General features: G+C 52.2%; 19 protein-coding genes. 7 read left to right on the top strand and 12 right to left on the bottom strand.

Annotation, left to right across the window (positions count from 1 at the left end; genetic code table 11):
• A partial coding sequence (locus VLA04_03280; GenBank protein HSI20705.1) for a glycosyltransferase occupies nucleotides 1–797 on the bottom strand: 797 nt, incomplete at its 3' end.
• 28 nt (nucleotides 798–825) lie between these two features.
• Here VLA04_03280 and VLA04_03275 point away from each other — a divergent pair.
• Nucleotides 826–2,106: a GspE/PulE family protein gene (locus VLA04_03275; protein HSI20704.1), complete on the top strand. Its 1,281-nt coding sequence runs from the start codon at nucleotides 826–828 to the stop codon at nucleotides 2,104–2,106.
• 41 nt (nucleotides 2,107–2,147) lie between these two features.
• Here VLA04_03275 and VLA04_03270 read toward each other — a convergent pair whose 3' ends face one another.
• Complete coding sequence (locus tag VLA04_03270) at nucleotides 2,148–2,432, bottom strand: hypothetical protein (protein HSI20703.1); 285 nt, start codon at nucleotides 2,430–2,432, stop codon at nucleotides 2,148–2,150.
• Nucleotides 2,433–2,585: 153 nt separating this feature from the next.
• On the opposite strand from VLA04_03270, the gene typA reads away from it, so the two are divergent.
• The 3 genes from typA to VLA04_03255 all read left to right on the top strand — a co-directional run bounded on the left by typA (nucleotide 2,586) and on the right by VLA04_03255 (nucleotide 5,613).
• On the top strand, nucleotides 2,586–4,409 hold the full coding sequence (gene typA / locus VLA04_03265) for a translational GTPase TypA (GenBank protein ID HSI20702.1): 1,824 nt from the start codon (nucleotides 2,586–2,588) through the stop codon (nucleotides 4,407–4,409).
• A gap of 107 nt (nucleotides 4,410–4,516) precedes the next feature.
• Nucleotides 4,517–5,248 (top strand): hypothetical protein, encoded by a 732-nt coding sequence (locus tag VLA04_03260; GenBank protein ID HSI20701.1) that lies wholly within the window; start codon nucleotides 4,517–4,519, stop codon nucleotides 5,246–5,248.
• A complete protein-coding gene (locus VLA04_03255) occupies nucleotides 5,245–5,613 on the top strand; it encodes a hypothetical protein (protein ID HSI20700.1) in 369 nt (122 codons plus the stop codon). The genes VLA04_03260 and VLA04_03255 overlap by 4 nt, the downstream gene beginning before the upstream one ends.
• A 20-nt stretch (nucleotides 5,614–5,633) precedes the next feature.
• On the opposite strand, the gene VLA04_03250 is transcribed toward VLA04_03255, so the two are convergent.
• Complete coding sequence (locus tag VLA04_03250) at nucleotides 5,634–7,154, bottom strand: alpha-amylase family glycosyl hydrolase (protein ID HSI20699.1); 1,521 nt, start codon at nucleotides 7,152–7,154, stop codon at nucleotides 5,634–5,636.
• Between the two features lie 191 nt (nucleotides 7,155–7,345).
• Here VLA04_03250 and VLA04_03245 point away from each other — a divergent pair, with 191 nt between their 5' ends.
• Nucleotides 7,346–8,380, top strand: a complete 1,035-nt coding sequence (locus tag VLA04_03245) for a fructose-bisphosphatase class II (protein HSI20698.1) — start codon at nucleotides 7,346–7,348, stop codon at nucleotides 8,378–8,380.
• Nucleotides 8,381–8,410: 30 nt separating this feature from the next.
• On the opposite strand, the gene VLA04_03240 is transcribed toward VLA04_03245, so the two are convergent.
• On the bottom strand, nucleotides 8,411–9,844 hold the full coding sequence (locus VLA04_03240; GenBank protein HSI20697.1) for a phosphodiester glycosidase family protein: 1,434 nt from the start codon (nucleotides 9,842–9,844) through the stop codon (nucleotides 8,411–8,413).
• A 60-nt stretch (nucleotides 9,845–9,904) separates the two neighbouring features.
• Between VLA04_03240 and VLA04_03235 the strand changes: the two genes are divergently transcribed.
• Nucleotides 9,905–10,192: a DUF2103 domain-containing protein gene (locus VLA04_03235; protein ID HSI20696.1), complete on the top strand. Its 288-nt coding sequence runs from the start codon at nucleotides 9,905–9,907 to the stop codon at nucleotides 10,190–10,192.
• Here VLA04_03235 and VLA04_03230 read toward each other — a convergent pair whose 3' ends face one another.
• The 3 genes from VLA04_03230 to VLA04_03220 are packed head-to-tail and all read right to left on the bottom strand — an operon-like array spanning nucleotide 10,193 to nucleotide 12,536.
• Nucleotides 10,193–11,029 (bottom strand): hypothetical protein, encoded by an 837-nt coding sequence (locus tag VLA04_03230; protein HSI20695.1) that lies wholly within the window; start codon nucleotides 11,027–11,029, stop codon nucleotides 10,193–10,195.
• A 47-nt stretch (nucleotides 11,030–11,076) separates the two neighbouring features.
• Nucleotides 11,077–11,700, bottom strand: coding sequence for a hypothetical protein (locus tag VLA04_03225; protein HSI20694.1), 624 nt, complete (start codon nucleotides 11,698–11,700; stop codon nucleotides 11,077–11,079).
• Complete coding sequence (locus VLA04_03220; protein HSI20693.1) at nucleotides 11,697–12,536, bottom strand: VOC family protein; 840 nt, start codon at nucleotides 12,534–12,536, stop codon at nucleotides 11,697–11,699. Before VLA04_03220 ends, VLA04_03225 begins: the two co-directional genes overlap by 4 nt.
• A gap of 105 nt (nucleotides 12,537–12,641) precedes the next feature.
• Between VLA04_03220 and VLA04_03215 the strand changes: the two genes are divergently transcribed.
• The gene (locus VLA04_03215) at nucleotides 12,642–13,238 is read left to right on the top strand and encodes a DUF3105 domain-containing protein (GenBank protein ID HSI20692.1); all 597 of its coding nucleotides are present in this window, start codon (nucleotides 12,642–12,644) and stop codon (nucleotides 13,236–13,238) included.
• Nucleotides 13,239–13,241: 3 nt separating this feature from the next.
• Here the strand turns inward: VLA04_03215 and VLA04_03210 are convergent, their stop codons facing one another.
• From VLA04_03210 to VLA04_03190, 5 genes are all read right to left on the bottom strand, one after another.
• Entirely contained in the window at nucleotides 13,242–14,894 is a 1,653-nt protein-coding gene (locus VLA04_03210; GenBank protein HSI20691.1) for an ABC-F family ATP-binding cassette domain-containing protein, read from the bottom strand.
• A gap of 77 nt (nucleotides 14,895–14,971) precedes the next feature.
• The gene (locus tag VLA04_03205) at nucleotides 14,972–15,775 is read right to left on the bottom strand and encodes an ABC transporter permease (GenBank protein HSI20690.1); all 804 of its coding nucleotides are present in this window, start codon (nucleotides 15,773–15,775) and stop codon (nucleotides 14,972–14,974) included.
• 9 nt (nucleotides 15,776–15,784) lie between these two features.
• Nucleotides 15,785–16,735 carry an ATP-binding cassette domain-containing protein gene (locus VLA04_03200; GenBank protein HSI20689.1) on the bottom strand — a complete coding sequence of 317 codons (951 nt, stop codon included), beginning with the start codon at nucleotides 16,733–16,735 and terminating at the stop codon, nucleotides 15,785–15,787.
• A gap of 133 nt (nucleotides 16,736–16,868) precedes the next feature.
• Entirely contained in the window at nucleotides 16,869–17,384 is a 516-nt protein-coding gene (locus tag VLA04_03195) for a class IV adenylate cyclase (GenBank protein ID HSI20688.1), read from the bottom strand.
• Between the two features lie 6 nt (nucleotides 17,385–17,390).
• On the bottom strand, nucleotides 17,391–17,936 hold a 546-nt coding region (locus VLA04_03190), incomplete at its 5' end, for a serine hydrolase (GenBank protein HSI20687.1).

Raw genomic sequence — 17,936 nt, 5'->3', positions numbered from 1 at the left:
TTAATGAAGGCCTTGGCCTTGGACACTATAGGGAAGAGCTCGTCTTTCCCCAATGAGCCTAGGTATTCAATTTGTTCACCATCAATATGCTGGCTGATTTCTTTCCAGTACGCCGCTGCAGCCTCGCCTTCAAAGTGAGGGCCAACCAGCTTCAGTTTCACACCTGCCCGCTTTGCGGTTTCGATAGCATCCAGGACGCCCTTGTCCTCCACCATCCGGCCAAAGTAAACAAAGTAGTCATCGGCCACTTCGCCATACGGCATGGAGTTTACATCTAGGCCATGGTAAATGGTGGTCAAGTAACGAAGGTCTGGGAGCGGGGTGCGCTGTGCGTTGCTGATGGTCACATACCAGTGGTTCTCATACTTGGCAAAGTGGGGGAGGAGCGTGTGATTGTGACCAAGTTGGTCGTGCAGCGTAATCACCGTAGGGACTTTGGCTTGCGCCAAAAACGGCATGACCCGGAACGGGTTGCTAGCCAAAATAATGTCGTGCTCTCCGGCAGCGGCTCGGGCATACATTTCAGCGTAGAGCACATTGTCCGTCGTCCAACTGTAAGTGGAGCTAAAAGTGGTTCCCGGGTTGTCCAGCTTTTGCTTATAGATGGAATCAATGCCGCAGGAGACTTTCTTAAGCGGTGCTTCCACTATCGTGTCTTCTGAGCAATACAGGGTAACGTCGTGGCCGCGGTTGGCAAGTTCCTGAGCAATCAGAAGACGGGTGGCCGCGGGGGCATATACAACTCCCGCAGGGACCTGCATTGGCACTTCGTTGGTGGAGCATATTGCGATTTTCATGGCACTTTCTATGATACACTAAGCGTATATGGAAGAGGGGCAGGAAACTACAGACCAGGGGGGAATCATCTCGGCAGAGCCTACGGCAGCTGTCTCCATTCTTGGTGCTGAACGCCAGGAACAGCTGGATAAGATCCTTGAGCGCGACGATGCCGCGCCGGAACTCCTTGACCTCATTATCGACTACGCCATTGAACAGGGCGCATCGGACGTCCTCTTCGAGCCTCAGCCTGAAGAGGGCCTCATCCGCGTGCGTATCGATGGTATCCTCCAAGTTGCTACCCGCGTCCCGTCTGACCTGTTCCTGAACAGTGTTTCCCGCCTCAAGGTAATGGCAGGATTAGACATTACTCAGCACAACTCTTCCCAGGAAGGAAAGATTGTCTTTGAGCGTCCTGAAACGCAGATCGATGCCCGTACTGCAGTAGCCAGTACTACCAGCGGTGAAATGGTGGTACTTCGCTTGCACGACCGCCGCTCCACCCAGTTCACCCTGCAAGACATTGGGCTTAAGGGCAAAGAAGAGAAGGATTACCGCAACTTGCTTGCCTCACACGCCGGTCTCATCCTCATTTGCGGACCTACTGGGTCTGGTAAAACATCTACTCTCTATAGCTCGCTGCACACGCTCAACTCCGAGCACAAGAACATAGTGTCCGTTGAGGACCCTATCGAGTACATCATTCCTGGCCTAAACCAGATGCAGGTAGATGTAGAGCACGGCGTTACGTTTGCCGAGGGTTTGAAGATTATCCTTCGCCTTAACCCGGACGTAGTCTTTGTGGGGGAAATCCGCGACGCCGAGACTGCACACATTGCCGTTGAGGCTTCTTTGACCGGCCACTTGGTGCTCTCTACTATTCACGCCAACAGCGCCGTCAGCTCCATTTCCCGTTTGGTGGACTTGGGGATTGATAAGTTCTTCATCAACAATGCGCTCATTGGTTCTATCTCCCAGCGCCTTGTCCGCCGCGGTTGTACGGTGTGTGGCCGCATGATGGAACCATCACCCGAAGAGGGGGAGATGTTCTTTCGCATTACCGGCCGCCGCTTAGAGAAGCAGATGATTGGCCCTGGTTGCGAGGCTTGTGCGATGACGGGTTACAAAGGCCGCATGCCTATCATTGAAGTTATGACGGTGGACGAGCAGGTCCGTGCGTTGGTTACCCGGGGGGCAACCGAGCGTCAGATTACCCAACAGCTTGTCCAAAACGGGTACCATACGTTACTCCAGGACGGTATGAACAAGGTGGAGCAAGGCCTTACCACGGTGCGTGAGGTTATTGCCAACGCCTTTATTACGAATTAAAAAGACCCACTCGGCTGAGTGGGCTTTGTAGGGGGCGTGGATCAGTGCAGTCCCCATGTACCTTCCGATTCGGGGAGGTGGATGGTGAACTCGCTGGCCGTCGGGTCGTTGAGCGCTATTAAGATGCTCTTCTCCAGCTTGGTGACCTCTTGCGAAGTTACCTGTCTTTGAGGATCCTTCGGTGTGTAGGCATACTCAGCGATTGTCCCATGGTCGCCATAGAACGTCACTACTGCAATACCATCAGACTCGGCGATTACCTCAAACTGAGTGAGACGGGCGGGGTTTATGTGAAAGGGGAGTTCCCCGAACATAAGGCGTTTCATACATACCATTGAGTGGGAATATGGCAGGAGACGCTCTATCTGTCAACCTGTAGGGTGGACATCCTCACCTGTATCTGCTACTGTTACTCAGAACATAAACGGCTCACTAGCCGCTTTTTATTTTGAGCCCTGAGGGGCCTGCCCAAACCTTTTATGCACATCCGCAACGTCGCTATTATCGCCCACGTAGACCACGGTAAAACCACACTTGTGGATGGTCTTTTGAAGCAGTCCAAAACGTTCCGTGAGAACGAGGCTGCCATGACCCAAGACCTAATCATGGACTCCAATGACCAGGAGCGTGAGCGCGGTATTACTATTTTGGCTAAAACCACCGCCGTTACCTACAACGGGGTGAAGATCAATATTATCGATACACCAGGTCACGCAGACTTTGGTGGTGAGGTAGAGCGCACTCTTAGCATGGCTGATGGTGTCATTCTTGTGGTTGATGCCCAAGAAGGCCCAATGCCTCAGACCAAGTTCGTACTGAAAAAGGCCCTTGGCCTTGGCCTCCGTCCTATTGTTGTCGTTAATAAAATCGACAAGCGCGATTCCCGCGTTGATGAAGTCCTTTCCAAGACATACGATCTCTTCTTGGACCTGGCTACCGATGACTCCCAGTTGGAGTTTCCTATTTACTACGCCATCGGCCGTGAAGGTAAGGCTTGGGCAGAAATGCCTGCTGATCCTGCTGCCGCTGCAGACCTTACCCCTATTTTTGAGGCAATTGTTGACCACGTCCCAGCACCTAAGGGTGATGAGAATGCTCCCTTCCAGTTGCTCGTTTCCGCTCTTGACTGGGACAACTACCAGGGCAAATATGCCGTTGGCCGCGTTATCCGTGGTGTTGCCAAGCCCGCTATGAATGTGGCGCTTATCCATGCCAAAGACGGGTCCAAGGAAAACGCACGCATTGAACGTGTGTACGTAAGCCAGGGCCTTACCCGGGTTGAAGTTCCAGAAGCAAAGGCCGGGGACATTGTCTTCCTTACTGGCGTAAAAGCCGCAGGTATTAGCGATACCATTACCGACCCAGCTACACCAGACGCACTACCTTCTATTGCCATTGAAGAGCCAACCCTGAAAATGGGCCTTGGTGCCAATACTTCTCCATTTGCTGGCCGCGAAGGTAAGTTTGTAACGAGCCGCCACTTGCTTGACCGTATCAAGCAAGAGCTTGAGCACAACGTGTCCATGCGTATGGATATGGGCGAAAACGGAGAATATATTCTCTCTGGCCGTGGTGAGCTACACCTGGCGGTATTCATTGAAACCCTCCGTCGTGAAGGTTTCGAGCTGCAGGTGGGCAAGCCTATGGTTATTACCAAGGTGGTTGATGGCGTTACTGTGGAGCCAGTGGAAGAGCTTACTATCGATGTTCCTGCTGAATACGTTGGCGCTGCCACGGGTGAAGTAGGTCGCCGTAAGGGCATCCTCCATTCCCAAGAAGATAACAGCGATGGTTCCGTCCGCCTTACCTTCGAGATTACTACCCGTGGAATGCTTGGCCTTCGTACTCAGCTCCTGACGCTTTCGCGTGGGACGGCTGTTATGAACTCACTGTTCCTTCGCTACGAGCCGGCCGGCACCCTCATCCCACAGATGCGCAACGGTGTGCTGATTGCCTCCGAAGCGGGCAAGGCTGTGGGATATGGTTTGGATGTTGCGCAAGGACGTGGCATTACCTTTATCCCACCACAGACTGAGGTCTACGCGGGGATGATCATTGGCCTTAATGGCCGTGAAGATGACATTGAGATTAATGTCTGTAAGGAAAAGAAGCTGACCAACGTCCGTGCCTCTGGTTCCGATGATTCCCTCCAGCTTACCCCTCCTACGGTATTCAGCTTGGAGCAGTGTCTGGACTTCTTGGAAGACGATGAGCTTCTAGAGGTAACCCCTCAGAGCCTCCGTCTGCGCAAGAAAATCCTCGACGGTAGCACTCGTCAAAAGGCTAAGAAAGCCGGGAACTAACGGTTCTGTAAAACTGCACCCTCCGGGGTGCAGTTTTGTTATTGACCTTTTGCTTGGTTTCTGTGAGAATCACGCCAGCTTCGTACCCTGAAAAAGGGAGCACTTATATGGCAAACAAACCTCGTACCGAAGAGGCCGAGGAATCGGTCTCACTTTCATTCGTGAATCCTAAGCTGTTCCCTCTCTACGTGGAGGGTATCAAGCTTACGGCGCCACTGGCAGAAGACGCACAGAAAAACCTTGTGCAGCGAATCGTCTTTGACCCGGAGCTTGCCTACAACTGGCATGGCTTCCGCAGGGTAGTCCTCTCTGCCCTGGACATGTCACGCGAAGACGCACGGGCTCTATTCCTGGAGTGGATCCAGCGTTTAGCCTTGGTGGCCGCCCAACATAACCCACCTTCGCGGGAGTCTTGTGAAAAAGCTCTGGCGCAGGACGCATCCCACCAGGTGCTAGTTCCTGTGCACTACAAGGAATCGGCATTCGAGGACAAAGCCCTGGATGAGTTGTACCAGTCAACCTTCCCACTTCTCCTAACTGCCCATTATGACGGCAGGTTGGAAAAGGAAGGGAAAGATGCCATGCAAAAGGCATATATCGAGCGCCAGCATAAGCAGGACAGGATAAGTACCCTTATCTTTGCGCAAAGTATCATGGTATCAGCCATCTTGTGCCGGCAGGGTATCTACCGGTACTTTGCCTTCCTCGGGCCCGACTCCTGGAAGCTGGTCTATCATGACCCGGTAAAGAAGATGTCATGGCTGAAGAGCAATCTTACCCTGCCTAGCAATACGGTGGGGACGGATACGCGCATCCTCTTAAACAAGGGTGGGCCATGAACTGGGCTTTGGAACTTCTCAACGCAAGGGCGGGCTGCAACTACATCCTGCTCTTCCGCTTTGGGACTCAGTGGGAAATGCCCACAAGTACCATGGTGCCGGGGCTCAGTCATGAACAGTTCCTGGCTAGTAGGTTGCCGAACTACCGGTGTCTCACGCCGCTCTGGCATGCGCACACCGTTCACGGTGCCCAATGCTACCATGCCCTCGTTTCCAAGGAAGGGCCGGACAAGCGGTATATCCGCGGTTTGGAGGACATCCAGTTCTTTGAACTTTCGCGGGCGGTCGGTCTCCGCACCTCACCTCTCACCCGGGAAGTGTTGGTGCAGCTCCTCCTGGAGCAAACGCTTCTGCGCAGGCCGTAAGGCCTGCGCTTTTTTTGTTCCTAGCAAGGCATGAGGATGCTGGCAGTGCGCTTGGGCATCTGTAAGTGGAGTGCGCCATCGGTAATGGTCCCGTCAGGGAACACCCCAAGGGCATCCCTGTACTGCTGGGCCATCATCATGGCGCGTAACTGTGGCGGGAGTTGGGGGTTGTTGGCGATGTCGATAGTGAGTGGGAACTGCATGTCGTTCTCGTCCAAATTCAGCACAACGATCGCCCAGTCATCCCTATATTTCCGTAGGTACACATACTGACGGTCGCCCACATACAAGGTGATTTGCTCACCATACCTAAGGGCCTCAGACTCTTTGCGCAGCTTAATGAGGTGCTTCACCAGGCCGTGGGCACTTGCGGCTTCAGTATCCTTTTCAGGGGAGAGGCCATCCTTCAAAAGGTGCCACGGCATGTCCGGCCGGTTGTAGTGGTAGTCACCGCCCTCCAGGGCAAGTTCCGTCCCGTAATAAATTTGGGGAATACCACGCGTGGTCAACAAGAACGTAAGTGCAAGCTTGAGCGTGTAGAGAGCCCATTCGCGGTCTCCTTGCGATTTGTCCAACGCGCGTGTAAAGAAGCGGGCACCCAAGTCGTGGTTATCCAAGAGGGTGACTAGTACATTGTGATTGGTGTAGTGGGTGTCCTGGTTAAGGATGCCGCTGCCCTGCTGGTTGAGCCCGCTGAAAGGGGAAGAAATTTGCTGCAAGGACTCGCCATTGATGAAAATGCGCTGAATGGCGTTTTGCAGTGGGAAATCAAATAGCGAGTTAAAGGCAAAGTGTTGCTGGTAGGCAGAAATCTTATCGATGTCATACTCTAAAACCTCACCGAGGAGCGTGGTGGTGGGGAACTTACTCGTGACCGTGGTTTTGTAGTACTGCCAGAACAGGCTTTCCACGTGCTTGGCAGTATCCATGCGGATACAATCCACACCCGTTTCCTCAATCCAATCCGCAATGACCCGGGTAAAGTAATCGGCCACTTCCGGTTCGTCCTGTTTAAGGTCGGGGAGGGAGTTGAGCCAAGAGCCAATATCGCCAACTTCTTGCTCGCCTCGAGGGGTATTGAACCAGTGTGGCTTGATGGCTCCCCACTCGGCATTGGTAGTAGCAGGGTGGTCATACCCCGTATGGTTGACTACCATGTCTAAAATGACTTTTATGCCAGCAGCATGAAGCTGGTCTACCAAATCCTTTAGGTAGCGCTTGCTACCCTCTTCAATGCCTGGCTTTGGACTGTAAAGGTGAGGGTCTACCTTTTCAAAGTTGTATGGCCAATAGCCATGATAAGGGGCTCCATGAAAATCACGATGGTGCGCATCGGGAAATATCTGCTGGTAGACGGGTGTGATCCACAATGCGGTAACCCCTAAGCTCTGAAGGTAGGGGATACGGTCCTCAATGCCGGCAAAATCACCGCCGTGGTACTCATCCCAGCTATTTGTATCTACATCAAAATCGTTCTCATGGTCGCCATTGGCAAACCGGTCGGTCACGATGAAATAAATAATGTCGTCCTGTGTCAGCATGCCCCATTTGGTTATGTGTACTTTATTGTACCGCAGGTTGAGGTGGGTGGGGAAACAGAGTGGGTCCCTAAGGGTCGACGGGGGAGGAGTCTTTTGCTAGGATGCATCCATCTTAGGAGGCCGAATTGGGCAGAAGAAGAACATTCACATTACGAGAGAAAACGACAATTGAAGACCTTGAGCGACGTGTCTTGAGCATCTTCCAGGCGGCAACTATTGCGGCCGCTATGCGCGCCGTCTTTGCCTTGGGGCGTGGCGACAAAATGCTCATTGACCAGTTGGGTACGGACGGAATGCGGGGCGTCTTAGACAGATGCCCACTTCTGCTCCGTATTGCCATTGGCGAGGGTGACTTGGACGAGGCACCTGGCTTTAAGTTGGACGAGGAGCTGGGTGGTACTGCTGTGGGTGTGAGGTGTGAACTGCCTCATGTGCTTGTAGCTGTCGACCCCATTGATGGTACACAGCTGGCGGCTAAGAATAAGCCTGGTGCCATAGCTGTTCTGGCAGGAGCCATTAGTGGTGAGGGCACGCTTTGGCGGGCACCCGAGTGCTATGCAGAAAAGCGGTGTGTCGGCCCAGAGTTGGCACATGCCTTAAAGGAGGCGGCGGAAGGAGGGAAGAAGTTCACCTACGGTGATTGGACACTAGACCCTGCCCTTCCTCTTATTGGCCAGCCAATGGAAGCCCTAATCCTGTTTGCGCGCGAGAAACTCAAAAAAGTGATCGTGGTAGAGTACTTGGATCGTGAGAGGAACCAGTACATAGTAGATGCTATCCGGCGAACAGGGGCCATTGCTAGCCCTATTGACGCTGGGGATATTGGCTCTGCAGTACGGGTGGTACAGCCGCATCACAACGTGGATATTGCTGCGGGTTCGGGTGGTGGTCCGGAAGGGGTGATTGCCGCGGTTATTGCCAAGTGCAGCGGTGGTTACTTTGAGCAGCGCCCGTACTTCTCCGACTCAGAGGAGGACCGGTGTCTGCGTCAGAGTCTCATTGACGCCGGCATAGACCCGGACAAGACGTACGTCATGGAGGAATTGGCTGGGGGACATGTGTTCTTTTCTTGTACTGCCCTGACCCATGCATTCATCCCGGGGGTCAACTTTACAAATCACGACGCTATGAAGACCAACACTATCATAGGGCGTTCCCGAACTGGGACGCACTACGATATTGCAGGTGCGCACGGCAAACCGCCGCCGCAACCTGAGATTCCTTAAACCAAAAGAGAGCCAACCGGCTCTCTTTTTTCATTGCTGAACAAATACCAAGGCGTTAGGGACTGACCGTCCAGGCCCACGCTTATAGGCACCGTTGTACCACATGGCAGCGGAACCTCCTCCATCCAAGTTAAGTGCCACATCTGTATCCAAAGCTTCCATAACAGCTCCCAAGTCCATGACAGTGGCAGACTGAACAATGACGGCAAAGAGCGTTTGGCCTTTCAGACCAATCCCGCCACGCGTAATTTTTGAGGTACGCTGTTTCTCATCCAAAGTATTTTCATCAACATTGTATGCCCCGTTCTTCACCACGGAGGGTTTGTGGTTAATGCCTGCATACACGGAAGGGGCGCTACTCCAGGTGTTGTAGTAGGTGGCGGTACCACTGGAGTTAAAGGTAAGGAAGCCGTCGTTTTCACCTAAGCCATTGGAAGCATTGATCATGGTGTTGATGCGCGGGTTCTTGATCTTCCAGAAAAAGCTTCCTACCTCAGAGGAGCACGAAGCGTAATCTGCGGGACAGAAGTAGGTGCCGTTCATGGCGCCCACTACCCCGTTGTAACGGTCCGCATAACCTTTAATGGAAAGAGTGGGGCAGTCATTGCTGCAGTCGCTGTCTGAGGCCGTATCTGTAAGCACCTTAATTTTTCCTGGCCCCAGCTCAAACTCCATAATGTCTGCGGTAAATGCACCTCGGCTCGTGCTCACAGTGGAGCGACGGTAAGAACTGTGTTCGGTCGAGCTGCTTGGAGTGGTGGTGGGAGTGGCTGTTGGTGTGGCTGTCGCTTTGGCGGTGGCTTTAGGAGTGGCTATTGAAACGACAGGGGTTGCCGTAAGTACTGCACTCTTGGTGGCAGTCTCTTTGCTTACGATGGTGATGTCTGGCACGGTGGCTGTTTGAAAGCCAGATTTGGTAATGGTAAGGACGTATGTGCCAGTCAGTAGTTTCATCTCCACTATGCCTTGGTCGTTGGCGGTGCCGGTAACTGGGCTTCCTTCTGTGGGCTGTGCGCTGACAGCGGCCCCGGCGCCGTTAGCAATGGTAAGGGAGAGTGTACCGTACTTTTTAGCTTCAGCCTCTGCCGCTGCCTGGGCGGCCTCAGTATTTGCGAGTTGCTCAGTGAGTGCCGCGACTTGGGTGGTGATAGCCAAGGTAACCGCGTCATAATCTTCTGCGATAAGAAGGGCGGAAATGCTCTTTGCCTCTTCTTCAAATGCGGCAGTATCTACACCCTTCTCCTTGGCTGCCGCAATTGTGGCTAACAAGGAGCGGTAGGCTTTAACGGCATTCGTGTGGGTAGAAAAGTTTTCGGCCGTCAGCCTGGTGTTCTCTGCGGAACGCTTCGTATTTTCTTGGGCGCCATACACAATATAGCCACTTCCTAGTAGGAGAAGCGCAACGGCGCCCCAGAAGGTGGGCCTCAACCAACGGGGAGAAAACTGAAGGGTGCGGGCAGTCATTCTCATTACAGTATACCAGGGTGATGATGGAGTATCGCGCTTTGTTGCTACTATGACGGTATGCCAGTATACCGAGGGCCAAAAAAAGCCAAGCGTCACTCCACCCTCATTCATGAGGCGGTGGATGTGGTGAACCTCCTCCAGCGATTGGAGGAAGTGAAGCGTATCCTGCCGGGTCTTATCCGTCCTGGCGGTTCAAAAAGCACGGTAGTGCTTAAGGTGGTGGACGAGCCGGCTTGCCTTAAAGTTACCGTGGTGGGAGGGTCGGCAGTGCAGGAGCTCCGCATTTACACGGCTTCTCATGCCATGGTACGGGCTGAGTTGGAAAAAGCGTTTGTGGTGCGCTGACTACTTTCCTACAATAATGCCAATTTTCTGACCCTGCTCGATGGTGTCGGGGTTTCCCGTCCAATCATGTACAGCACTAATGAGGACATCCTCCGGGTACATGTAGTTCTCACCCTTGGTGTTCATGCCGGGGTCATTGGTAATGAAGCCGCGTTCATCATACCCGCGTACAACTAGGTTGTGGTAAGGGGGTCCCGGAGGGGTGAAGTAGGGGTTGTTCAACCTTCTGCCCGCCAGGGGCAAAATGATGATATTACCTTTTACCAGCTCCTCTTTTAGGGAGCGGGCAGTAATATCTGTCGTGAGCTTGGAGTTCTTTACACCCAACTTCTCTTGCAAGAAACGAAGGGTTTGGGCGGCGGTAGTATCTAAGTGAAACCCAAAGGTCTTCTCTTCCCACTCCGTGATTTCTACTAATTGTGCACGGGCAGTGTCTGGCGGGATCCTGTTCTGGACTTTCTCACTTTTCTCCCCCTGCTTGCCAAGGACCCACCACTGCGCCATAAGGGCTGATGCTTCCTCACACGTCTCTTTGGCTAGGCTGTCCCAAATGGCATGGGTAGCTTGTGACGTGAACGCCATTTCCGTGGAGAAAGATTTAGGAAGGTTTACCGTGTCGGGTGTCGCGGTAGGCTTAGGTGTAGCCTTTGCCGTGGCGCGAGGTGTGCTAGTGGGATAAGGGCTAGTTACGGTCAGGCGAGGGTAGGGGTCTTCCTCTGCTTGGCTGCTTAAAAGCCGTGACAGGCCTATGCCAAAAATGCCGCAGAGCAGTACGAGTGTCGCAAGTACGACAAGCCTTTTTTTATTGATGCGCCGCCGCCGTGGTGCCTTATACATGTGCGATAACCTTAATGGATTTTGCCCATTAATTCCAGGGTTTCCCCCTATGGGTTAAGCGCGATGTTTTGGAGAAAATGCGAGTATATCTCCTCGGAAAGCCCTGGCCGTTTGGCGACAACGTAAAAGTAGGTAGGATTGTTGTCCGTAGAGCGAATGTCGGTGACAGTATGCTTCTCGTTGCGCCAGCTGGGCTGATTGGCAAAGTTTGGGACCCCAGCTTTTTTCTCAATGACGTAACGGACCGCCGGTCTTCCTGAGGCGGTGGTTTCAACCCGCTCATGGATAGTAACGGTGGAGAGTGTGAGGAATGTGCTGGCCTTAAAGTACCGGATAAATATCTGGGATTTCCCTAAGTTGTTTATACCCTCGGCTGCGGGATCATATATGTTTACCGACTCATTTTCCTCTTGGACATCCACCTTCCAGCCCGTAGGGATTTGGGCTTGGTAATTATAGACGCTGGCTACAGGAAGGAAGTCGGTTGCCTTAAGGGTTTGGTATGTGGGAGTTGGCTCTGGTGTGACAGCAGGGAGAGGAGCTGCTTGGACAATGGTAGGTGAAGAAGTGGGGGATGCGGTGAGTTCAGTGTTTTTCTTCTGCCAAAAAGCCACGCCTGCCAGTAGGACAATAAAGGGGATGGCAATAAGAATGCGATGGGTTGAGTTCATAGGGAAGCTTCTTCCGCGGCAACCTCAATAGTAATGCCCCAAGGGTCTATAAAAGTCAGGTTTGTATCTTCTGAGTAGGGAACATCCTTTGCCGCGAGGTGGCTTTTAATACCGTGGATGTCGGGAATGGTGGGAACGATTATCTGAAAGTGCTCCAGCCCTAAGGATGGAATGCGCTTTCCTGCGCCGGCACTTTCCCAGGTATTTAGGCCTATATGGTGGTGATAACCCCCTGCAGAAATGAACAGGGCAGAGGGCATTGTCATGACTTCATCAAAACCTAGCACTTCTCCGTAAAAGGAGCGGGCCTCCTCAATGTTTCCTATTCGAAGGTGGATATGGCCAACTGTAATGTGGCCCGTATCTGGCAAATAGCCGTTCACACTGAGGAAAGAATCCAGATTAATAGGGAGGCTTCCCATTTCTATGTGACCACCTGAAATTTTCCACTCCGAGCGTGGGCGGTCTAGGTAGAGTTCAACACCGTTCCCTTCTGGGTCGGTTAGGTAGAAAGCCTGGCTTACCAGGTGGTCACTTGCTCCTTGGAAAAGGCCCGGAGCCTTAGCGAGGACACTCTGCAACGTACGGGCAAGTAAGCCGCCTGATGAGTAGAGGAAGGCGATGTGATAGAGGCCTGCTTCATGGGGATCGGCGAAAGGAAGGCCAGGCCCTTTTATGAGGATAAGGAGAGGTTTCCCTGTATGACCTAAAATTACCCGCCCTCCGGTTTGGCTGAGGGTAGAAAAGCGGAGTACCTCCGTATAAAAACGGGTGAGTAAGGCTAGGTCCTGTACGAGGAGTGTAACTGTTCCGAGCCGTGTTTCCTGAGGGATCATGTGTAGTAAGTCTAGCGATGGTATGGCTCACTGGATTTATACCACAGGCTAGGTAAGAAGGGATAATTCTAGTAGTGTAAGGAAGTCTGATCAGCGCTACACACTATGGGAAAACGTTCACGAGAAATTGCGGCACGACGGGATGAGCCCACCTTAACTGAGCGGTACTACGGTCCTCAGCGGTCATTTGGCATGGCTGGCGTTGTAGTGGGGGCGCTTGTCCTCTGTATCGCTCTCATTGGCCTTGCGGTGTGGGCAACCATGCGGCAGCCAAAAGAAGAGCTCATTGCTGAAATTGGCGATACCTTTGAAATCCAAGGCCAGCAGCACATCGAAGTAGGTGCGGCACACGATCCCTATAACTCCAACCCGCCAACTTCCGGACCGCACTACGTGACTCCTTCGGCCCCCGGTATTTACGATACGGAACTAGCAGATGAGACCTTGGTGCATAACTTGGAACATGGATATGTTTGGATCTCTTACAAACCCGGTTCAGTGGATGAGGAGACTATCAAAAATATTGCCAACTTGGCCCGTCCATATACTAAGGTAATTGTGACGGCGCGTAGCGCAAACGACACACCTATCGCAGTTGCTTCTTGGGGGAAGCTCCTCAAGCTCGATTCCTATGATCAGCTTAAGATCAAGAGTTTCATCGTAGCCAACCGGTTCAAGGCGCCAGAGCCTGACGCGCCGTAGAGATTAGATTTCTACGACATCGCCACCTATGGTGTTGACGAAGAAGCTGTCGTGGCTGACATAGAGCAGAGCGCCTTCATATCCTGTGAGGGCGCTTTCTAATTCCTCAATGCTAGGCAGGTCTAGGTGGTTGGTCGGTTCGTCTAGAATGAGGATATTGGGCTTGCCCGAGAGCATGCTGATGAGTTGGAAGCGGGCCTTCTGCCCACCTGAAAGCTTCCTAATCTGCAGCTCACCATCGCGCATGGGTTCAAAAAGGTAGCTGCCTAGTAGGGCGCGCAGTTCATCGCCAGTAATGCCGAGGCCCTGGTCTTGGTAGAGCTTTGTAACAGCTTCGTTGAGGGTCAGGTCCAGGAGCGCCTCGGGGACCTCCTGTTTGTATACGCCAATCCGAGCTTTTGGGTTGACGGTAATCATGCCGCTATAACAGGTGGAAGTGAGAGGTGTGTTGAGTGCGGCGGCCAGAATGGCCTGGATGAGAGTAGACTTTCCAGCGCCATTCCGTCCCTTAAGCTGCACCTGACTGCCATGCTCAAGGGTGAACTTAATATGGTCGAAAAGTGGTTCAGTATAACCCAAAGAAAGGTCTTCTACGGTAAGTAGGTCCTGGGTGTGTTCACCCAGCTCCTGAGGACGGATGCGAATATTTTTGCTCTTGTACTTGTGGTATCCCTCAAGCGCCTTTGGCTTAGTGGCATCTACACTTTCTTTATCAATCCAAAAACTGGGCCGGTCGATAGTGGCCTGCAATTCTTTGTAGGCTTTTTCAAAACGAAGCTCTTGGGTCTTGGCATTATTCCGCCCGGCGTCAGACTTTGCCTTCAGTTTACGGACACGGGCCAGCATCCACTGGTTGTGCAGCTTTTCCGAAAGCTTGAGTGATTCTTCGTAGCTGGAAACGGCGGTAAGGGTGCGGGTGCTGTTTTGCTTTAGGTAGTGAGCGTAATTACCCGGTGTACGGTGAAGCTTCTGGTCTTTAAGTTCAACAATTTCATTCACCACATTCAGCACGTCCCGATCGTGGCTGATCAGGCAAACAGAGTGTTTGGTGTCTTTAAGCCAGCGAATGAATTCTGCCTTACCCACATAGTCCATGTGGTTGGTAGGTTCATCGAGCAAGATTAGGTCGGCGTCTGCATAGCTAACACGGACAAGCTCAAGGAAGCGCTTTTCACCGCCAGACAGGAGAGAGAATGGGGCGACAGCCTGCTCCCTGCTAATTCCGTAACGGCCCAGGCTTTCTAGAATATGGTCAGAAACATTCCAGTAGGTACGGTCTGTGTATTCTTCCTGAGCAGCAAAGAAGCGTTGGATATCGTCAGGGTCACTGGTGGGATGCTCAGTGAAATTGGTGATGATCTCTGTGAGCTCTGCGTAACGGGGGAGGGAGTCGATAACGTACTGGAGCGGAGTGCTGGAGGCCGTGCCAAAGTGCTCCTGTTTGGTGAGAACTACGCGGAGGTTCCTGCGCTGTTCGATAGTTCCCAGGAAATCGGTGTCATTACCAGAAAGAATATTGAAGAGGGTGGTCTTTCCGGCGCCATTTCTGCCAATAAGACCAACTTTAGAATTTTCCTGTATGACAAGGGAACAATCCTTGAGGAGTGTCTTATCGGTACCGACAGTTTTTTCTTGGATATCAAGCGAAAGCAACATAGTTTGACTACTATACCAGGTTGTACAGGGTATTGCTGCATTAAAAGAAGGCCCTGGCGGGCCTTCTTTTGTTCTGCTTATTTGCCTTGCTTTTTGAAGAGGCTGATGGCAATTGGCACGGCAACTAGGAGGATGCCCAGGCTCCAGGCAAGCGCTAGCCAGCCATGGTTACCAACTGGGTTATTAAGGAGAAGGGCACGTACTGCTTCTGCCATGTGGGTGAGGGGCTGGTTCTCGGCAAAAGGACGCAGGCCGGCAGGCATGGTGGAGGTTGGGACGAACGTGCTGCTTACGAAGGTGAGTGGGAATAGGACGAGGAATCCCATTTGCTGTACGAACTCGATGGTTTTCCCTTTCATTCCTACAATGGCAAACACCCAAGAGATAGCGAAGGAAAACAGGATAAGGAGTCCGAGAGCGGCCAGCCAGCCCATAATGTCTGCGTCAGGACGGAAGCCTACAATGAGGCCTGTCACAATCATGACGAAAATGGCCAGACAGTTTTTAATCATGTCCGAAATAACCGTCCCAGTAAGGATGGCGGACTTGTTCATGGGCAAGGAACGGAAGCGGTCCATGATACCGCGCTGCAAGTCGCTGGCAATGGTAAGGCCAGTAATGGAGGCACCAAAGGTAATGGTCTGCACAAAGATACCTGCCATCAAGAAGTTGATGTAGGATTCGCCACCCGTGTTAATAGCGCCACCAAATACATAACGGAAAAGCACTACGAACATGATCGGCTGTAGGGTGATTCCCAGAAGCTGCTCAGGGTCTGCTTTAACATGCAGCAAACTGCGTTTCATAATCACCAGGGTGTCATGGAAGAACCAGTAGAGTTTGCCGCGCTTGAGAGGTGTGACAGTTGTTGTAGAAGGCATGGTAGGAAGTTAGGCGGCAATTTCTGTTTTGTGTCCCGTGAGGGTGAGGAATACGTCATCCAAGGTTGGCTCATGGAGCGTTGTGCGTTCAACCTTTATTCCTTCAGCTTTAAGGGCGGCAATAACTTCTGCAAGCTGATCAAATCCTTTCTTCACCTCAACGGTCAGTTCGCACTGCTCAGGCTTGGCAAGCGGGGAATACTTTTTTAAGGCTTTCATTGCTTTCTCCAAATCCTCAGGCGTTGCAAAAGCTACCTCAAGACGGTCTCCGCCCAACGAGCGCTTAAGCTCTGTGGCGGTTCCTTGGGCAATTACCGTGCCGTGGTCAATGACAGCAATGTGGTCTGCCAGCTGGTCAGCCTCTTCTAGGTACTGGGTAGTGAGAAGGAGGGTGGTTCCCTTGGATACAAGCTCCCGGATAATGTTCCACATGGTATTGCGGCTGTGAGGGTCAAGGCCGGTAGTGGGTTCATCCAAGAAAAGGATGGGAGGGGACACAATGAGACTGGCTGCCAGGTCGAGGCGACGGCGCATACCGCCAGAATACGTCTTGGCAGGGCGGTTGGCGGCGTCTACTAGTTCAAACTGCTCAATAAGTTCCTGTGCGCGGAGGTTGGCATCTGCAGTAGAGAGGTGGTAGAGCTTGCCAATCATTTGCAGGTTGGCAAGGCCGGTCAGTTTTTCATCTACAGCGGCATTCTGGCCGGTAAGGCCAATCATGCTGCGGATGGCGTCAGGATTTTCAGAAACGGTGACACCATCAATGACTACTTTTCCAGAATCAGCCTGGAGAAGGGTGGTCATGATGCGGACAGCCGTAGTCTTCCCGGCGCCGTTTGGACCAAGGAGGGCAAAGACACTGCCGCGTTCTACGGAGAAATTGATATCGGTAAGAACCTTGTTCTCACCAAAGGCCTTCGTAAGACCTTCAACAGATATGGCGGTAGTGGATGTTGGCATGTGTACTTTTATTGTGGACGGGAAGAGTATAGCGGAAATACGCTAGGCTTCCTAGCATAATGACTGAACGGTACCTCAAAGCGGTGCAGTATTACTGCGACCAACAGGGCGCATAAAAAATAGGCCATGGGGCCTATTTTTCTAAGAGCAGATCACTGTAAGAAGTGGCAAGGAGATCTTTCTCGTTGATGCCAAACAAGGTTACGTATTCCTGGCACTGCTCATGCAGTTTTTCTTTGCCGATCACATTCTCGTAGTCCCGCGCTTCAATTTCCACAAAAGTACCCAGGCCCTCTACGGTATCCAGGTGGAATTTGAGGTTTCCAATGAAATATATCTCGCGTTGCTTATCAACCACTACTTTTGTAGGGAGTGCTTTTACCAGCACTTCTTTCAAGTTCTCCTTAGGGTCAAAATCGTGAAAAACTATTTCGGACAGCTTTGGCCCTTCCTGGTTGGGGCGGTTGTAAAAGATGAGGCTGTTCTCAATGTTTCCCTCGCGCAGTTTTAAGCGCCCATTGGGCACAATAAAATAGGTATCCACCTGGTGGTCTGTGCCTTTTGCCTCCGCCTTTCGCTCCAAGAGCAAGGCGCGAATTTTCTTATGGTCTTTGGCGCGCGCCTTAATCTCCACGTTGATGAAACCCATGGTGGCCTATTTTAAGTTGCTATATACGGTATTGGAGATGGCAGCGATGGTTTTTTCAACCGCCGACATGTCCAACGACTTGCTTTTTGTCATGACACAGAGAAGGTAGGGGTTATCCGTGCGATAGATAATACCGCAATCGTGAAGCTCTCCCTGAAGCGTGCCATCTGCCTGACTTACTGCGCCCACGCCAAACTTATGTGCCACCGGCGTACCGCTAGGTATGCCTGCCACAATCCCGTTCTTGTATTCTGCGCCCGCAAGGAGGGCGAGGGCGGCTTCCGAGTTGTCATGGTTGAGGTAGGTTGCATTGAAGAGGGTGCGGAAGAAAAGGGAAAACTGATAGGTGGTCATGTAGTCGTTAATGGACACGATGTTGTCTGGGTAGTGAAGCTGCAAGTCTGCATACGCTTGATTAAAGTCTTCGGTGCCCATATTCCTTAGCAACACTTGAAAACTGGTGTTATCTGAGTGACGGATCATAAAGTTAATCAATTCGGCGTTGGTATACTTGTGACCAAAAACAGGAAACTCCTTTGGCTTTATGACAGC

It is taken from the genome of Verrucomicrobiia bacterium (assembly GCA_035460805.1).
Lineage (GTDB): Bacteria > Patescibacteriota > UBA1384 > CAILIB01 > CAILIB01 > DATHWI01.
Note: the sequence above shows the minus strand (reverse complement) of the source record. Positions and strands in the feature narration are given on the sequence as shown.